Consider the following 16928-nt stretch of genomic DNA (forward strand, 5'->3'; position numbering starts at 1 on the left):
GATGAAACGCCCGAGCGAGAAGTGCGACCATGTAAATCATTTCGTTTTGAAACATCTGTGCGTCGTCAACGCCGCATTCACCCCTGGCTGTTCCCTGTGATACGAGGGCGGCCCCGGGCGCCGTCCGATTTCCGGACGCATCACCGGGCCCCGGCCGTACGCAGTGGTCCCGCGCGGGGTCATAAGCTCCGGTCCTGCACCCGGTTGCGCAACTCCCGGCGGTTGCGCACCCCGAGTTTGCTGAAGATGCTGCGCAGGTGGTACTCGATCGTCTTCACGCTCAACAGCAACTCCTGTGCGATCTCCCGGTTGGTGTGGCCGAGTCCCACCAGACCGGCCACCTCGCGCTCGCGCGGGGTCAGCAGGGCTTCGAGTTCGCCGAGCCCCTCCCGGGTGCTCAGCGCCGCCAGATCGGCGCGGCAGGCGGCCTGGAACGGGATGGCGCCCAGCGCGGTGAACGTGGCCTCCGCCGCCTGGAGATGGCGCTGGGCGTCGGCCACCCGCCCCTGCGCCGCCACACACCGTCCGTACGCCTGTTCCAGCAGCCCCCGGTACAGGGGCACATCCTGTTCCGGGCGCAGCGCGTCGGCCGCCGTGGCGTACACCTCCTCCGCGGCCTTCGGATCGCCACCGGCCTCCACCAGCCGTCCGCGCAACCAGATGTCGGCCACGGCGAGCAGGGCGTTGTCCGGGTCGGTGTCCGGCGCCAGCGCGGTCATGGCCTGCCGCGCCTGTTCCAGCCGGCCGCACTCGATCAGCGCCTCGATCCGGAACGGCAGCCAGCAGGCGGCGAACAGCCGGGCCCGTTCCACGTACGCGGCCTGCTGGGCCACGTTCTGCAGGGCCGCCAGCACTCCGCGGAAGTCCCCCCTGGCCCGTGCCGTCATGGCCCGCGCCAGGGCGATGTGGAACTGCGGGCCCGCGTAGTCCAGGTCACGGGAGGCCTCGGTGGCCAGCCCCACGCTCCGGGCGGCGGCGTTCTGGTCTCCCCGCGCCGACTCGATCATGGCGCTCAGGGAGAAGAGCAGGGCCCGGTCGAAGACCCGCCCGTGTGATTCGACCATCGCCAGCCCGCGTTCCATGTCCCGGGCGGCCTGGTCCCAGTAGCCGGTCAGGAAGTGGCAGATGCCCAGGTACATCCGGGAGCACAGGCCGAGGATGCGCTCGCCTTCCGGGCGCACCCGGGTCGTGGCGGCCGTGAGGTCGGCCTCCGCCTCGGCGAAGCGGCCCGACGCCAGGCGCAGCACCCCGCGCAGCGCGAGCCCCAGCAGATCGTCGTCACGGACCCGGTCGGGCCGCTCGGGGAGGTAGCCGAACGCGTCCAGACCGGGGAGCGCCCCCTCCCGCAGCGCCCGGCCGTACGCGGCGAACGCCCGCGCGGCACCGGCCACTCCGCCGGGCACCACCGCTCCGCCACCGGGCGGAGTCCGCACACCGCCGGTGTCGGCCCTGCCACCGCCGGCCGGCACCGCGGGGCCGTGCGCACGGACGGCCCCGCGGAGGTCCCGTCCGGTGGCAACACGTGGCACGCCACCACGAGTGTCGCGCGGGGCACCGAGGGCGGTGAGGGCGGCCGCCGCGGCCCGTTCGACCTCCTCGCCTTCGCCGAGCACCGCGCATACCGCCGCCAACTCGGCCAGCAGCACGGCAACTTGGGGATCGCGTCCGGTGGTGGCCACCGTGCGGCAGGCCCGCCGCAGCAGGGTCCGCGCGGCGATCAGCCGTCCGGCGGCGAACTCCAGCAGTCCCAGTGCCTCGTCCCGCAGGACCGATGGGCGCCGCGCGCACACCTCCTGGCCGCGACGGGACACCTCCCCGTCCGCCCCGGCCCAGAACCACAGCCGGATCGCGCCGAACACCAGGCGGTCGCTGCGGTCCTCGTCCTCCGCCGCCAGCAGTCCGGACGCCCACCACAGATAGCGAGCGGCCGAGGCGAGCCTGCCCTCGCGCAGCTCCAGCCCCGCGAACGTCTCCAGTTCCGCCGCCAGCGCGGGGTCCGGCGCCTGTGCCGAGGCCACCTTGTGCACCAGCGCGCCACGCCGGCTCACGGCCGCGCCCGCGGCACGGTGCAACTCCCGTCGCCGGGTGGGCGACATGGCGCCGTAGACGGCCTCACGCTGCACCGGGTGGCGGAAGCCCACCGCCGGGAGGTCTCCCTCCACCGACCACTCAACCAGTCCGGCCTGCACCGGCGCGTCCAGCGCGGCGGTGCAGTCGCGGTAGCCCAGCACCCTGCTCAGCACCGCGACGGGCACCGCCTCCCCCAGGACGGCCAGCGCCTCCAGCACCTGACCGCTGTCCACCGGCAATCCCACCATCTGCCGACTCACCACTTCCGCCAGCCGCGAGGGCACGGCCCCCTCGCCGGACACCACGTCCCATGCCTCCCGCCACCCCAGCGCCAACAGGTTTGCCACATACGACGGATGGCCACCGGTGTACCGGTGCAGCCGCCGCACCACCTCCGTACCGGCCCCGTCCCCGCCCGCCAGCCGGACCAGCTCACCGACCTCACCCACCGCGAGCCCCGACAGCCCCACCCGTACGACCGGCTCCACCCCCTCCACCGCCATCCGGGTCGGACCGTCCCATGACGGCGGCCACCGCACCCCCAGCACCACCAGCACCCGGCCGCGCCCCATCCGCCGCATCATGGACGCGAGCGCCTGGAGCGAGGCGGCGTCCACCCCTTCGGCGGAGTCCACCACCAGCGCCACCGGTGACGCCCCCTGCAACTCCCCCACCCAGCCCAGCAGTCGGCGCCCCACGACGCCGGGGGCCATCACACTTCCGCCGCCCACCGGCACCACACCATTGCCCGAAGCCCCACCGGCCCCGGACACCAACTCCCCCACACAGCCGTACGGCACACCCACGCCGTCCCCGGCACCCCGGGCCCCCAGCACCAGGAAATCATCCAGCCCCGCGACAAAACGCCGGATGAGAGCCGACTTCCCGGCCCCCGGCATCCCCTGCACCACGACCAGACCCGGCACACCCAGCCGAACACCCCGTGCCACCACACCCAGTCGGCGGAGTTCCATCTCCCTGCCCACGAAACCGTCCGGCGACTCGGAATTCGACAACCACCCAGAACCCCCCGAACAATCCACCCTGTCGATGACGACACAACCCTTCCCGCAAAGCCACAAACCCATAGCGCCGGAAAAATCCACGACACCCGTTAACACCACCACACCCTAAGCCACACCCATGACAAAACCACCCCAGCGCCCTACTAGGGACAATCACCGACCACACCCCACCACAACCCAGACAAAACAACCACGCGGCAAAACACCCCGCCAGTCCCTGATGGCGCCGACAACCCCCGCCAGCCCTGCCCTCGCCGCCCCGGCACCCCGGGGCGGACCAGAGTAGAATTGATTACACAGTGTTACCTCACCGGGAGAAAGAGACCGCGGGGGTGAACATGGAGGAAGAGGACACCGAATCGTTCATCGGCCGAATCGACGAGCTGGACCAGCTACGCCACAAGGCTCATGCCGCAACCCATGGCAGCCCTAAAGTCATCTTGTTGTCCGGACCGACCGGAATCGGCAAGACCATGCTGGTCCAGCATTTCTCAGAAAGCCTCGGGGACACCTTCACGGCCCTGCGGACCGAGGGTAATCGAGCGGAAATCGATATCCCTTTCGCCGCCGTACTCAGGCTTCTGGACGACGTCACCACCACGTACGGCAGAAATACCGCCGCCCCCGAATACTCCGGACAACAGCCGTCCGTTCTGGCCTTCGGGGGAGCGGTGCTCGGCGCACTCGACACCGCGCAGCAGCACGCACCCCTACTCCTGTGGCTGGACAACGCCCACGACATCGACCTCGACTCCCTCCAGACCCTCGGGTTCGCACTGCTGCGGCTGCGCGCCGACCGCGTCCTGACGGTCGTGGCCACCCAGCGCCCCGCCCGCACCGCCCGCGACATGGGGCTGAACGGCCTGGGCAACGCGGTGCAGCACATCGCGCTGGGTGGTTTCACGGTGCCGGAGACCCGGCAGTTCCTCCAGACCAGGAACGGCCGGGCACCCTCCGAATCACGGCTGCGCAACCTCGTCGGCTGGAGCCGCGGCAACCCGCTCTACCTCCGGGCCGTCCTGGGCGCTCACGCGGGAGCGTTCCCCGACGATCCGGGAACACTGCGGATCCCCACCTCGCTGAGCGAGGCGGTCGGTGAATGGGCCCGTTCGTTCCCCCCGGCCAGCCGCCGCATCCTCGATCTGCTCGCCGTCCTCGACACACCCGCCTCCGTCCCCCTCCTCGGCGAACTGCTCGCCTCGGAGACCGTGGTCACCGACGCCGAACCCCTGGTGCAGCAGCACGCGGCCCAGTGGACGCGGACCGGTGGCGCGCCCCAGCTCCGGCTGATGCACACCGGCCAGCGGGAGGCGCTGTACGCCGCCATTCCGCAGCCGGAGAAGACCCGGGCACACCGCGCCGTCGCCGAAACGCTCGAACCGCCCACCCGGTGGCGCCACCAGATCGCGGCCGCCCAGACCTACGACGCGCCGCTGGCCGATGAACTGGCACACGCGGCAGACCGCGAACTCCAGGCCGGACATGTGTCGCTGGCCGCCGAGTACGTCCTGGCCTCCTCCCAGTGCGACCCCGACGGCGCCCGACGGCAGGACGCACTGCTCAGGGCCGTGCGCATGCTGGTGATCAGCACCCAGTACCGGGCGGCGCTGCACCACTACGACCAGGTGCTGCGGACACCGTCCGGACCTCAGCGCCAGGAGGCGCTGGGGCTGCTGAGCTTCGCCGACGGGCAGGACACCAGGGCGAGCACCTATCTGCGCCGGGCCCGGGACGAGTTCAGCGAGGCCGGAATGCCCGAGGACGCCGCCACCGCGGCCGCCGAACTCGGCGTCGCGGAGGGCTCCCTGGGGCTCGGACGGGAGTCGCTGGCCTCGTCCGCCTTCGCCCTGCGGCACACCCGGGACGAGGCCGTACGCGGTATGGCCCGTGCCACCGCCGCCTACGGTCACGCGCTGCTCAGCGGACCGGCCGAGGGGCTGCGCCATATGGACGGGCTCAGCGCGGACCCGGACCGGGTCCCCGTCCCGGACACCGACACCCTCACCTACCGCGGCATGTTCCGCGGCCTCGCCGGGGACCTCACCGGGGCGCTGTCGGACCTCTCCGTGGCCGCCCGGCGGCGCAGCCTGGGAGTGTCGCGGATCAGCAGCGTCTCGGCGCTGCACAACGGCGCGTGGTGCCACTTCCTCCTCGGCGAGTGGCAGGAGGCCCGCCGCAGCCTCTCGGTGGCCTTCGACGTCGCCCAGACGACGGGGCGTTCGGTCGACTTCTTCACCCTGCACTGTCTCAGCGCCATCCTCTATGCCTTCACCGGCCGTCCGGAGGAGGCCCGGGCGGACCTCCAGGAGGCGCTGGAGCTGGAGTCGACGGCCGACTACGCCGGGCCGGGCTTCCATCTGGCCGCCACCCAGGCCGCGGTGGAGTTCACCCGGGGGAACGACGCGAGGGTGGTCGGCCTGCTGGCACGGGCCCATGAGGAGCCCGCCAATCTCACCCGGTCACGGCTCTACGCCAGCCGCCACCTGCCCCTCCTCGGTATCGCCTGCGCACACACCGGCGACCTCGACCGGGCCCGCAGGGTCCTGGCGGAACTGGAGTCGGCCCACCCGCACGGTGCCCTCCTCCCGGTGTCGGTCCAGTGGGTCAAGGGCAGCATCGCCGCCGCCACCGGGGACACCGAGGGCGCGGTCCGGGAGTTCACTGCCGGACTCGCGGTGACGGCCCAGGGCGGTGACCCGGTGCTGCACAAGGCCGTCATCCGCCACGATCTGGGGGCCCTGCTGATGCGGGCGGGCGACGTCGAACGGGCGCGGGAACAACTGCGGCGCGCAGGGCGGACGTTCGAACGGCTGGGGGCGAAGCCGTACGCGGACCGCTGCCGGTCGCTGCTCGGCGCCGCGGACAGCGCGCGGGAGCGGACGCTGTCCCGCGGGTTCTGGAGCTCACTGACCGACCGGGAGAAGGACATCGCCGGTCTGGTGGCCCGCGGCTGGACCAACCGGGAGATCGCCGAGGAGCTGTACCTCAGCACCAAGACGGTCGAGTACCACCTGAGCAACATCTACGCCAAGCACAACGTCCACGACCGGCGTCACCTCCGCAATCTGCTCCAGCCCGGACGCCGTTGACCCCACCCCCGCCGAAGTCACGGGAACCGGACCGCCGGAGCGTACGACTACCTGATCACCGGCGCACCGGCCGGTGAGGGAACCCCGCGACGGAGGACGTCATGCACTGGTACGAGGACGACGGTTTCTGGTCGGACTTCTCCGAGACGATGTTCTCCGAGCGCCGCAGGGAGCAGACCCGGGAGCTCATCGCCGGTTCCCCGCTGCTGGACTTCCCCACCGGCTCCCGGGTGCTGGACCTGTGCTGCGGACCGGGTCTTTACCTGGTGCCCCTGGCGGCACGCGGCCACACCGTCACCGGGGTGGACCTGAGCCCGGTGATGCTGGAGCGGGCCCGCGCGGCGTGCGCGGACGCCGGGGTGGACGTCCGCCTGATGCGCGCCGACATGCTCGACCACGTCGAACCGCGCGCCTATGACGTGGTGCTGAACGTCTTCACCTCCTTCGGCTACTTCGACGACCCCGAGGACAACGTCCGGGTGCTGCGCAACGCTTATGAGTCACTGGCACCCGGCGGGCGGCTGCTGATCGACGTCATGGGCAAGGAGGTGCTCGCGGGCTGGATCGGCCGCCCCCAGGTGGTGGAGCTGGAGGACGCGTACGTGGTGCAGCGGGACACCGTCCTGGACGACTGGTCCCGGCTGCGCACCGACTGGACCCTGGTGCGCGGGGAGACGGCCCGGGAAGCCTCCATCACCTCCTTCCTCTACAGCGGGACGGAACTGCGCTCGCTGTTCGAACAGGTGGGCTTCACCAAGGTGGAGTGCTTCGGCGATTTCGACGGCTCCCCCTACGACCAGCACGCCCGGCGGCTCATCGTGCGCGGAACGCGGGAACTCTGACGCCCCGTCGTCCGACTACCTACCCCGGGGACACACCGTGCCCCCGGGGCCCGCGTGGAGAGGACCGCATGACCAAGGCACCGGTGACCAGCGGCCGGACGCCAGTCCGGGTCGGTACGAGGACGATCCTCGTACTGCTCTCGGCCTTCCTGGCGATCTCGGTGGTGGCGGGGGTGGCCCTCGGCCCCACCGTCGTCCCCTTCGGCGATGTGCTGCACTATCTCGCCGCGGCCGTCACCGGGGGCCGGATCGGGGCGGAGGAGGTCACGGACTACTCCGTGGTCTGGGAGATCCGCACCCCGCGGGTGCTGCTCGCCGCGGTGGTCGGCGCGGGTCTGTCCGTCGTCGGGGTCGCGGTCCAGGCCCTGGTCCGTAACGCGCTGGCCGACCCCTTCGTCCTGGGGATCTCCTCCGGCGCCTCGGTCGGCGCGACCGCCGTGGTGGTCTTCGGACTGTTCGCCTCGCTCGGGGTGTACGCGCTGTCGGCCGCCGCCTTCCTCGGTGCGCTCGGCGCCACCTTGCTGGTGTACCTCGCCGCGCGGAGCCCACTGGGACTTACCCCGCTGCGGCTGGTGCTGACCGGGGTGGCCCTCGCCTACGGATTCCAGGCACTGATGAGCGTGCTGGTGTTCCTCTCCCCCAACGGCCAGGCGGCGCGCACCGTGCTGTTCTGGCTGCTGGGCTCACTGGGCTCCGCCTCCTGGGAGTCGCTGCCGCTGGTGACGGCCGCGGTGGCGGTCACGGTGGTGGCGCTGCTGCGGCAGAGCCGGGCACTGGATGTACTGTCCCTGGGGGACGAGACCGCGGCCAGCATGGGCGTGGACGCGCGCCTGCTGCGGCGCAGACTGTTCGTCCTCACCTCCGGGGTCACCGGACTGATCGTCGCGGTGAGCGGGGCGATCGGATTCGTCGGTCTGGTACTGCCGCACGTGGTGCGGATCCTGGTCGGTTCCGCCCACCGCAGGGTGCTCGCGGTCGCGCCGCTGGCCGGGGCGTGCTTCATGGTCTGGGTCGACCTGGTGGCCCGTACCGCCTTCGCGCCCGAGGAACTGCCCCTCGGCGTGATCACGGCGCTGATCGGGGTGCCCGTCTTCATCTCGCTGATGCGCCGCCGCGGCTATCTGTTCGGAGGCCGCTAGATGACCCTGCGCCTGCGCGAGCTGTCGGTTCAGGCCGCGGGCCGCACCCTGGTCGACCGGCTCAGCCTGGACGTGGCCGCCGGCCGGATGGTGGGACTGGTCGGCCCGAACGGCAGCGGCAAGTCCACGGCGCTGCGCTGTGTGTACCGGGCGCTCCGCCCCACCAGCGGCGCGGTGCTGCTGGACGGCACCGATCTGGCGTCGGTACCACTGCGGGAGAGCGCCCGTTCCATCGCCGCGCTGACCCAGGAGAGCCACACCGAACTGGACTTCACGGTGGCCGAGGTGATTGCCCTGGGCCGCACCCCGCACAGCCGCGGCAACGGCCCGCTGACCGGACGGGAGCGCGAGCTGTGCCGGACGGCGATGGACCGGCTGGACGTGGCGCACCTGGCGGACCGCAGTGTGCTCACAATCTCGGGCGGGGAGCGCCAGCGGGTCCTGGTGGCCCGCGCCCTGGTGCAGGAGCCCCGGGTGCTGGTGCTCGACGAACCCACCAACCACCTGGACGTACGCCATCAGGTGCGGCTGCTGTCGTTCCTCCGCGGCGCGGAGCTGACCGTGCTGACCGCGCTGCACGATCTGAACCTGGCCGCCGCCGTATGCGACCGCATCGCCGTGCTCAGCCACGGCTGCCTGGTGGCCTCCGGGGCCCCGGCCGAGGTGCTCACCCCGGAGCTGGTGCGTGAGGTGTTCGGCGTCGATGCCACCGTCGTACGCCATCCGCGCACCGGCACCCCCCAACTCCTGTACGACTTCGTCCCCTTCGACACGTCCTCACCGTCCCCCGGGGCGGTTCAGGAAGGAACGCGCTGATGATCCGAGCCCATCTGCCCCCTCGTCGCACGGTCCGCGCCCGCGCCGCCTGGATCGCCGGGCTGGTGGCCGCCGTACTGCCGGTCACCGGCTGCGGAGCCGAGGTCGACCGGTCCGACAAGGGCGGCAAGTCCGCCGAGGTCACCGTCTCCAACTGCGGCAAGGACATCACCTACACCCGCCCGAAGCGGGCCGTGGCCTATGACGTCAGCGGGGCGGAGAAGATGTTCGCCCTCGGCCTCGGCGGCCGGATGCGCGGCTATGTGATGAACAAGCTGGGCGATCCCTCCATCGCCGGATCCCCCTGGCGCGCCGACTACGCGAAGGTCGACCGGCTGGGCACCGAACGCATCACCCGCGAGATCGTCGTGAACGCCGAGGCCGACTGGGTCCTGGCGGGATGGAACTCCGGCTTCGGCGAGGACCGCGGCATCACCCCGGCCCTGCTGAAGAAGGTGGGCATCGCCTCCTACGTGCACACCGAGACCTGCTGGGACTACGGCAGCGGGGCCGCCGACGTACCGCCGCTCCGGGCGCTCTACACCGATCTGCGCGCCATCGGCAAGATCTTCGGGGTGAGTCCCCGGGCCGAGCGGCTGGTGGCCGGTCTCAAGAGCCGGGTCGCCGCGCTCAAGAAGACCTGGCCCGACAAGGGCGATCCGGCCCGGGTGTTCGTCTACGACTCCGGCACCGACCAGCCGTTCACCGCCGGGCGCCACGCCGCGCCGAACGACATCATCGCCGCCGCGGGCGGCCAGAACGTGCTCGACGACCTCGACAAGGGCTGGACCACGGTCGGTTGGGAGCCGGTGGCCAAGGCGAAGCCCGAGGTCATCGTGGTGGTCGACTACGCGGGCCAGTCCGCCCGGGAGAAGATCAGGTACTTGAAGTCCCAGCCCGCCATGAAGTCCGTGCCCGCCGTGCGGAACAACCGCTTCCATGTCATCTCCTACGGCGACGCCGTCAGCGGGCCGCGCAACGTCAAGGGCGCCGAGGACCTCGGCCGCTATCTGAGGTCGGTGGGCCGGTGACCACCCAAGTGACCTCCCTGCCCGCCGCCGCGCACACCGCGGCGGCGCCCTCCGCCCTGGTCCACGACCACATCACCGACGCCACGAAGACCCCCGATCTGCTCCGGCTGACCGACAACGTGGTCCTCGCGCGCTTCGAGACGATGAAGGTCTACGCCGCCCTCGGCGCGGTGCGCACCCTCCTGGAACGCGGCACCATCAGCCCCGGCCAGACCCTGGTGGACAGCTCCAGCGGTATCTACGCCCTGGCCCTGGCGATGGCCTGCCACCGCTATGGACTGCGCTGCCACATCGTGGCCTCCACCACCGTCGACGCCGCCATGCGCGCCCAACTGGAGATCCTGGGCGCCACCGTGGACCAGATGCCGCCCTCCCAGGACCTGCGGCTGGACCAGGAACGCCGGGTCCGCCGGGTGCGGCAGCTCATCGCCGACCAGCCCGGCACCCACTGGATGCGCCAGTACCACGACGCCGTGCACTACGCCGGCTACCGCGAGTTCGCCGATCTGGTCGACGAGGCCCTGCCCGGGGTCCCGCTCACCGTGGTCGGCGCCGTCGGCACCGGGGCCTCCACCGGTGGGCTGGTGCGCCCGCTGCGGGACCGCGGCCGGGCCGTCACCCTGCTGGGCGTCCAGCCCTTCGGCAGCGTCACCTTCGGCAGCGAGGGGTTCCAGGACCCCGAGGCCATCATCGCCGGGATCGGCAGCTCCATCGCCTTCGACAACGTCCGCCACGAGCTCTACGACACCCTGCACTGGGTCGACTTCCGCCACGCCATGGCGGGCGCCGTCGGACTGCTGCGCGACCACGCGGTGTTCGCCGGACTGTCCACCGGCGCCGCCCACCTCGTCACCGCCTGGGAGGCCGCGCGCCACCCGGAGCGGACACACCTGGTCATCGGCGCGGACACCGGACACCGCTACACCGAGCGGGTCTTCGCCCGCCACCACGAAGCCCCCGACCCGCGCACGCTCGCGCCCCGCCGGATCACCCGCCTCGAGGAACTCGCCATGCCCTGGTCCACGATGGACTGGGGCCGCCGGAGCCACGACGTGGCGCTCGCACCCGGGGCCGCTGCGGGCCGCCCCTCGTCCAGCACCGCCCAGGAGGACCGCACCCCATGACCATCGCCGCCCTGGAAGCCCTCACCTTCGGACTGGGACGGCTGGCCGAAGCGGCCGGCACCGCCGGACACCGGCTGTGCCTGCTCACCCGGGACCGCGCCGCCTACCGCCATGAACTGTCCCAACTGCCGCCCGGCACACTGGACATCGTCGACGTCGACACCGGCGACGAGAAAGCCACCGCCGACGCCCTGACCGTCCTGCCCTCCCTGCACGGACTGATCAACTCCACCGACACCTGGAGTGTCATGGGCGCCGACCTCGCCGCGCGCCTCGGACTGCCCGGACCCGACCCGGACGCGGTGCGCCTGCTGCGCGACAAACACCGCGTCCGCAACGTCCTGAACGACCACGGACTCAGCCGGGGCCGGGCCCTGGCCCTCACCCCGGAGGCCGTGGCCACCGGGGACGCGGCCGCCGACGTCCTGCGCGCGGTGGGTCTGCCCGCCGTCCTCAAGGACTCCTCCGGCACCTCCTCGCGCCATGTGTGGCTGGTCCGCGAGGAACACGAGCTCCGCGCGGCACTGGCCGAAGCCGCCCGGCAGCGGCTCACCGGACGGCTGTTCGCCGAGCCGTACCTCGCCGGTCCCGTGTACAGCGCGGAAACCCTCAGCTGGGCGGGGAGCACCCGACTGCTCGGGGTCCTCAGCCGACAGCTCTCCCCCGCGCCCGCCGTCCGGGAGGAGGCCGCCGCCTTCCCCGTCGTCCTCCCCGGACCGGACCACCACACGATCCAGGACTGGGTGGCCCGCGTCCTCAAGACGGCCGGTCACGACAGCGGCTTCGCCCATGTGGAGTTCGTCCTCACCCGCGAGGGGCCGGAACTGGTGGAGATCAACCGCCGCATCGGCGGAGCCCTCGTCGGCGAATCGCTGTGCCGCGCCCTGAACACCAATGTGTACGACGCCATGGTCGACACCGCGCTCGGCCGCCGCCCCGCACTGCTGGACACCCACGACGACGGGGGCGGCGGCCCCGCCACCGGCTTCGTCCTGCTCTACCCCGACCGCCCGGGCACCCTCACCGGCTGGACCGGTCTGGAACGGCTGGCGGACTTCCCCGGCGCCCCCGAGTGGTATCCCACCGCCACCCCCGGGAGCCGGCTGGAGCACCTGACCGACCAGCGCGGCTGCACCGGGATCGTGCTCGCCGAGGCACCGACGGCGGAACTGGCCCTGCACCGGGCGCTCAGCGCGGCGGGCAGCGTCCGTCCCGTCATCACCACCGACGGCCCGGGGTGAGCCTGCGCACCGGGCTCGCCGGACTCACCGGCCCCCAGCGGTTCCTGCTCGCGGGCTCCTTCCTGATCCCGCTGGGCAGCTACGCCGTGCTGCCTTTCATGTCCGTCCTGCTCCATGAACGGCTGGGCATGGGGCTGGGCACCGTCGGCATCGTGCTCGCCACCGCCTCGCTGGTGCAGTTCTCCGGCGGGGTGGTGGGCGGGGCCGTCGCGGACCGCATCGGACTGCGGCACACCATGGTGCTGGCGCTGGTGATCCGTACGGCGGGGTTCGCGGCGTTCCTCCCCGGGCTGACCCACACCGCCGCGGCGGTGGCCGCGCTCTTCCTCGTCTCCTGCGGCGCTGCGCTCTACCTCCCGGCGAACAAGGCGTATCTGGTGCACTCCGCCGACGCCTCACAGCGCCCGCTGCTGCTGTCCACCAGCGGTTCGGCACTCAACGCCGGGATCGCCCTGGGCCCCCTGGCCGCGGCCCCCTTCGTACTCGACTCCTCGGCCGGGCTCTTCGCCGCGGTGACGGCCCTGTTCGCGGCCGTCACCGCGGGCCATGCGCTGCTGCCCGCGGAATCCCCCGCGGCCGCGGCCGGCCCCCCGGCGGCGGAGCCGGGCGCCACCGCGCCGAAGACCACGGTTCCGGTGGCGCGGCGCCTGGGCGACCGGCTTCTCGGCCCCGGCGCCCTCCCCTTCGGGATCACCGTGCTGAGCCTGTACGTGTTCATGTTCTTCCAGCACTATCTGGCGCTGTACGCCGTGCCCCGCACCTCGACCGCGTACTACAGCCTGGTCCTCGCGCTCTACGCGCTGCTGCTGGTGGTCGCCCAGCCGCTGGTGTCCGACCGGGTGGCCCGGCTGCCCTACGGACATGTCCTGCGGCTGGGGTTCGCGGCGATGGCCACGGGCATGGCCGCCCTCGCCCTCGGCGGCCACCTCGCCATCCTCGTCGGATCCCTGCTCATCTGCTGCGCGGAGACCACGCTGTTCCTCAAGAACGACCTCGAGGCACTGGCCCGCTCCACCCGCTCCCCCGCCGTCGTCTTCGGACGCCAGCGGCTCGCGGCGGGCATCGGCGCCTTCCTCAGCGGCACCGCCGGAGGCGGAGGCTACGAAATGGCCGAACGATCCGGTCACACCGGCCTGTTCTGGGCCGCGGTCGCCCTCCAGTGCGTGGCCCTGCCCCCACTCCTGATCGCAACCCTGCGCCGGATGCGCTCAGCCCACTGCGCGCGGGCCGCGCGACACCCCGCGGCCACCGCCGCCACCGGGCGTACCGGAGGGAACAACTCCGCAGACACCGGCGTTTGACCGCGTGAGGAGGCGAGGATGAGCCACGCGGAGAAGGACCAGAAGGAGACCCGGGACCCCGCCGAGGAGCGGCGGCATACGCGCTTCGGGGCGCTGCCGGAGCGGGTGCGGCCCGAGGAGATGGTGGAGGAGCGCCCGGCCATCGCCCAGGACCCGGCGAGGAACGCGTACAACGACGAGGAGTGGATGGTCCGCTACGGGCTGTAGTCACGATCGCGGTCGGCGGGCCAGCAGCTCCCTGAGAGCCGCGGTGACATCGGCGGGTGTCTCCTCGGCCATGAAGTGACCGCCGGTGACGGTGGTGTGGCGCAGATCGGGCGCCCAGGCCCGCCACCGGGCCGCGGCGTCGAAGCCGAGGGCGGCACCCCAGTCCTGCTGGAGTACGGTCACCGGCATCCGCAGCCGGTGACCCGCCTGCCGGTCGGCCTCGTCGTGGTCGACGTCGATGCCCGCGGAGGCCCGGTAGTCGGCGACGATCGAGGGCACGGCCGCACGGGACGCGTCCAGGTAGGCGGCGCGCACCTGGGCGGGAACCGCCCGCGGGTCGCGGGCCCAGACATCGAGGAAGTGGCCGAAGAAGGCGTCCGGGCAGGCGCCGATCATCCGCTCCGGCAGCCCCGGCGGCTGGGCCATCAGATACAGATGGAAACCGACGGCGGCGGCGGTCCCGCCCATCACCTCCCACATGTCCACCGTCGGCAGCACATCGAGGCAGGCGAGATGGCTGACGGCCGCCGGGTGGTCCAGACCGGCGCGGAAGGCCACCAGCGCCCCGCGGTCGTGTCCGGCCAGGGCGAAGCGCTCATGCCCCAGGGCGCGCGCCAACCGGACGATGTCGGCGGCCATGGTCCGCTTGGCGTAGACATCCGCACCGGTGGCCTCCGGCTTATCGCTGTCACCGTAACCCCGCAGGTCAGGACAGATGACCGTATGGTCGGCCACCAGGTCGGCCGCGATATGGCGCCACATCAGATGGGTCTGGGGGAAGCCGTGCAGCAGCACGATCGCGGGGCCTGAGCCCGCGACGGCCACGTTCAGGGACACGCCGTCGGCGACGGGAACACGCCGGTACGCGAAACCGGCGAGGGCGGTGGCGGAGGTCATGGCGGCGTTCTCGCTTTCCGGTAGCTGATCGGGAGCCCTGTAAGCCTCCCGGGCCCGGATGAGCACGCGATGAGCACGCTAGCGTGGACACGGCCGCGGAGACCCGGAGTGTCCCCGGGGGGGGTGGCGGGGCACGAAGAAGGAGGTGGCCGGGGTGCGGGTCGTCTTCGGGGTGCTCGGACCGGTGACGGCGTGGGACGCCGCCGGACACCCCATCGCCCTCAAAGGGCCGCGGCACCGCGCCGTCCTGGCCCGGCTGATCGTGGCCCGCGGACGCGTCGTACCGGTGGGCCGCCTGGTGGACGATCTGTGGCCGGACCCTCCCGCGGGCGCCGTGAGCGCGGTACGCACCTTCGTGGCCGCGCTGCGCCGTGCGCTGGAGCCCCGGCGCACGCCCCGCACCCCCGCCCGGCTGCTGGTGACCGAGGGCCCGGGGTACGCGCTGCGCGCCGGGCGCGACACGGTGGACGCCTGGTGCTTCGAGGAGGAGCTGACCACCGCCGCGGCCCTTCCGCCCGGGGACGCGCTCGCACGGCTGGAATCGGGGCTGGGGCGATGGCGCGGGCCCGCGTACGCGGAGTTCGCCGACGAGCCCTGGGCCCGCGCCGAACGCTCACGGCTGACGGGCCTGCGGCTGCACGCCGTCGAGCGCCGCGCCGAGGCCCGGCTGGCCCTGGGCCGCGCCGGTGAGGTGGTGCCTGACCTGGAGGCACACACCGGGGAGCACCCGTGGCGCGAGGACGCCTGGCGGCTGCTGGCCCTCGCGCTGTACCGCACCGGTCGGCAGGGCGACGCGCTGGCGGTGCTGCGGCGGGCGCGGGCCCTGCTGGTCGAGCAGTTGGGGGTGGATCCCGGGCCGGGGCTGCGCCGGCTGGAGCGGGACATCCTCGACCAGGCGGACCACCTCGAGACCGCGGCCCGGCCCGACGCCGGCCCGGCGGACGCGGCCGAGCGGGTGTGGGCCCGGACCACCGCGGCGTACGACCGCACCGTGGCCTCCGGCGCACGGAACCGGCTGGAGTCGACGGCCGGCCTGCTGCGCCAGCTCGCGGTGTCCGGCGGCGGCGGTCTCGAGGCCGCCCGTGAACACCGGGTGGCGGCCGTCGCTGCGGCCGAGGAACTGGGCGACCCGGAGCTGACCGCCCGGGTGATCGGCGCCTATGACGTCCCGGCGATCTGGACACGCTCGGACGATCCGCACCAGGCGGCCCGGGTGGTCGCGGCGGCCGAGCGCACCCTGGCGGCCCTGCCGCCCGGCGGACCTCCGTCCGCACGCGCCCGGTTGCTGGCCACCATCGCCATGGAGTCACGGGGCACCCGCTCGGCACGCGGCCGCCAGGCCGCCGGACAGGCCGAGCGGATCGCCCGCGACCTGGACGACCCCACCTTGCTGGCGTTCGCCCTCAACGGCACCTTCCTGCAGAGCTGTTACCACGCCGGGCTGGCGCCCCGTCGGGACGGGATCGGCGCCGAGCTGATCACCCTGTCCACCCGCCACGGTCTGACCACCTTCGAGGTGCTGGGCCACCTCATCCGCCTCCAGGCCCGCTGCGCACACGCCGACTTCCCCGGGGCCGACGGCCACGCGGCCGCCGCGGACCGGCTGGCGGCACGCCATGAGCTGCCGCTGGTGGGCGTGTTCACCCAGTGGTACCGGGCGCTGCGGCTCGCCGCCACCGGCGGCGGCCCGGGCACCGCACAGGAGTCGGCCTACCGGGCCGCCGCCGCGCGTCTGGACGGTGCGGGGATGCCCGGTGTGGAGCGCGGTCTGCTGCCGCTCGCGCTGCTGTCCGTAGCGCTGCGCCACGGCTCTCCCGCCCCGGTCGGCGAACACACCGACTGGGGACCCTACGCGCCCTGGACCCGCCCGCTGGTGCTGCTGGCCCGGGACCGCCGCGACGAGGCGGCGGCCGCGCTGCGCGACGCCCCCGACCCACCGGGCGATCTGCTGTCCGAGGCACTGTGGTGCCTGCTCGCCCGGGCGGCCGTGGACCTGGACGACCGGGAGACGATGGAGCGGGCACACCATGAACTTGCCCCGGCAGCCGAGGAGTTGGCCGGTGCGGGCAGCGGGCTGCTGACCCTGGGCCCGGTCTCCGGACATCTGGACACCCTCACCACGGCCCTGCGCCGCCCGCGGTGAAGC

Annotated in this window: 12 protein-coding genes; 10 read left to right on the forward strand and 2 right to left on the reverse strand. The window is 72.8% G+C overall.

Going from position 1 to position 16928, the window contains the following annotated elements; translation table 11 throughout:
* Window positions 1-179: 179 nt before the first annotated feature.
* A complete protein-coding gene (locus NMK44_RS33580; RefSeq protein WP_254750262.1) occupies window positions 180-3086 on the reverse strand; it encodes a helix-turn-helix transcriptional regulator in 2907 nt (968 codons plus the stop codon).
* Window positions 3087-3433: 347 nt separating this feature from the next.
* On the opposite strand from NMK44_RS33580, the gene NMK44_RS33585 reads away from it, so the two are divergent.
* The 9 genes from NMK44_RS33585 to NMK44_RS33625 all read left to right on the forward strand — a co-directional run bounded on the left by NMK44_RS33585 (window position 3434) and on the right by NMK44_RS33625 (window position 13885).
* Window positions 3434-6184, forward strand: a complete 2751-nt coding sequence (locus NMK44_RS33585) for a helix-turn-helix transcriptional regulator (protein WP_254750325.1) — start codon at window positions 3434-3436, stop codon at window positions 6182-6184.
* 101 nt (window positions 6185-6285) lie between these two features.
* Entirely contained in the window at window positions 6286-7026 is a 741-nt protein-coding gene (locus tag NMK44_RS33590; RefSeq protein ID WP_254750264.1) for a class I SAM-dependent methyltransferase, read from the forward strand.
* Between the two features lie 68 nt (window positions 7027-7094).
* Window positions 7095-8165 carry a FecCD family ABC transporter permease gene (locus NMK44_RS33595; protein WP_254750266.1) on the forward strand — a complete coding sequence of 357 codons (1071 nt, stop codon included), beginning with the start codon at window positions 7095-7097 and terminating at the stop codon, window positions 8163-8165.
* Window positions 8166-8981 (forward strand): ABC transporter ATP-binding protein, encoded by an 816-nt coding sequence (locus NMK44_RS33600; RefSeq protein WP_254750268.1) that lies wholly within the window; start codon window positions 8166-8168, stop codon window positions 8979-8981.
* The gene (locus NMK44_RS33605; protein WP_254750270.1) at window positions 8981-10012 is read left to right on the forward strand and encodes an ABC transporter substrate-binding protein; all 1032 of its coding nucleotides are present in this window, start codon (window positions 8981-8983) and stop codon (window positions 10010-10012) included. The genes NMK44_RS33600 and NMK44_RS33605 overlap by 1 nt, the downstream gene beginning before the upstream one ends.
* The gene (locus NMK44_RS33610; RefSeq protein ID WP_374215378.1) at window positions 10009-11136 is read left to right on the forward strand and encodes a pyridoxal-phosphate dependent enzyme; all 1128 of its coding nucleotides are present in this window, start codon (window positions 10009-10011) and stop codon (window positions 11134-11136) included. Before NMK44_RS33605 ends, NMK44_RS33610 begins: the two co-directional genes overlap by 4 nt.
* Window positions 11133-12377: an ATP-grasp domain-containing protein gene (locus tag NMK44_RS33615; protein WP_254750272.1), complete on the forward strand. Its 1245-nt coding sequence runs from the start codon at window positions 11133-11135 to the stop codon at window positions 12375-12377. The genes NMK44_RS33610 and NMK44_RS33615 overlap by 4 nt, the downstream gene beginning before the upstream one ends.
* On the forward strand, window positions 12374-13678 hold the full coding sequence (locus NMK44_RS33620) for an MFS transporter (RefSeq protein WP_254750274.1): 1305 nt from the start codon (window positions 12374-12376) through the stop codon (window positions 13676-13678). The genes NMK44_RS33615 and NMK44_RS33620 overlap by 4 nt, the downstream gene beginning before the upstream one ends.
* Window positions 13679-13696: 18 nt before the next feature.
* Window positions 13697-13885 (forward strand): hypothetical protein, encoded by a 189-nt coding sequence (locus NMK44_RS33625; RefSeq protein WP_254750276.1) that lies wholly within the window; start codon window positions 13697-13699, stop codon window positions 13883-13885.
* Here NMK44_RS33625 and NMK44_RS33630 read toward each other — a convergent pair whose 3' ends face one another.
* Entirely contained in the window at window positions 13886-14782 is an 897-nt protein-coding gene (locus NMK44_RS33630; protein WP_254750278.1) for an alpha/beta fold hydrolase, read from the reverse strand.
* 154 nt (window positions 14783-14936) lie between these two features.
* Here NMK44_RS33630 and NMK44_RS33635 point away from each other — a divergent pair, with 154 nt between their 5' ends.
* Complete coding sequence (locus NMK44_RS33635; protein ID WP_254750280.1) at window positions 14937-16925, forward strand: AfsR/SARP family transcriptional regulator; 1989 nt, start codon at window positions 14937-14939, stop codon at window positions 16923-16925.
* Window positions 16926-16928 lie beyond the last annotated feature (3 nt).

It is taken from the genome of Streptomyces cucumeris (assembly GCF_024295805.1).
In the GTDB taxonomy this organism is placed as follows: domain Bacteria; phylum Actinomycetota; class Actinomycetes; order Streptomycetales; family Streptomycetaceae; genus Streptomyces; species Streptomyces cucumeris.

Excerpts from the sequence above, each read along its gene's own strand:
- NMK44_RS33615 (WP_254750272.1), top strand. The coding sequence starts at position 11,133 with ATGACCATCGCCGCCCTGGAAGCCCTCACCTTCGGACTGGGACGGCTG.
- NMK44_RS33625 (WP_254750276.1), top strand. The coding sequence starts at position 13,697 with ATGAGCCACGCGGAGAAGGACCAGAAGGAGACCCGGGACCCCGCCGAG.
- NMK44_RS33595 (WP_254750266.1), top strand. The coding sequence starts at position 7,095 with ATGACCAAGGCACCGGTGACCAGCGGCCGGACGCCAGTCCGGGTCGGT.
- NMK44_RS33605 (WP_254750270.1), top strand. The coding sequence starts at position 8,981 with ATGATCCGAGCCCATCTGCCCCCTCGTCGCACGGTCCGCGCCCGCGCC.
- NMK44_RS33630 (WP_254750278.1), bottom strand. The coding sequence starts at position 14,782 with ATGACCTCCGCCACCGCCCTCGCCGGTTTCGCGTACCGGCGTGTTCCC.
- NMK44_RS33600 (WP_254750268.1), top strand. The coding sequence starts at position 8,166 with ATGACCCTGCGCCTGCGCGAGCTGTCGGTTCAGGCCGCGGGCCGCACC.
- NMK44_RS33585 (WP_254750325.1), top strand. The coding sequence starts at position 3,434 with ATGGAGGAAGAGGACACCGAATCGTTCATCGGCCGAATCGACGAGCTG.
- NMK44_RS33590 (WP_254750264.1), top strand. The coding sequence starts at position 6,286 with ATGCACTGGTACGAGGACGACGGTTTCTGGTCGGACTTCTCCGAGACG.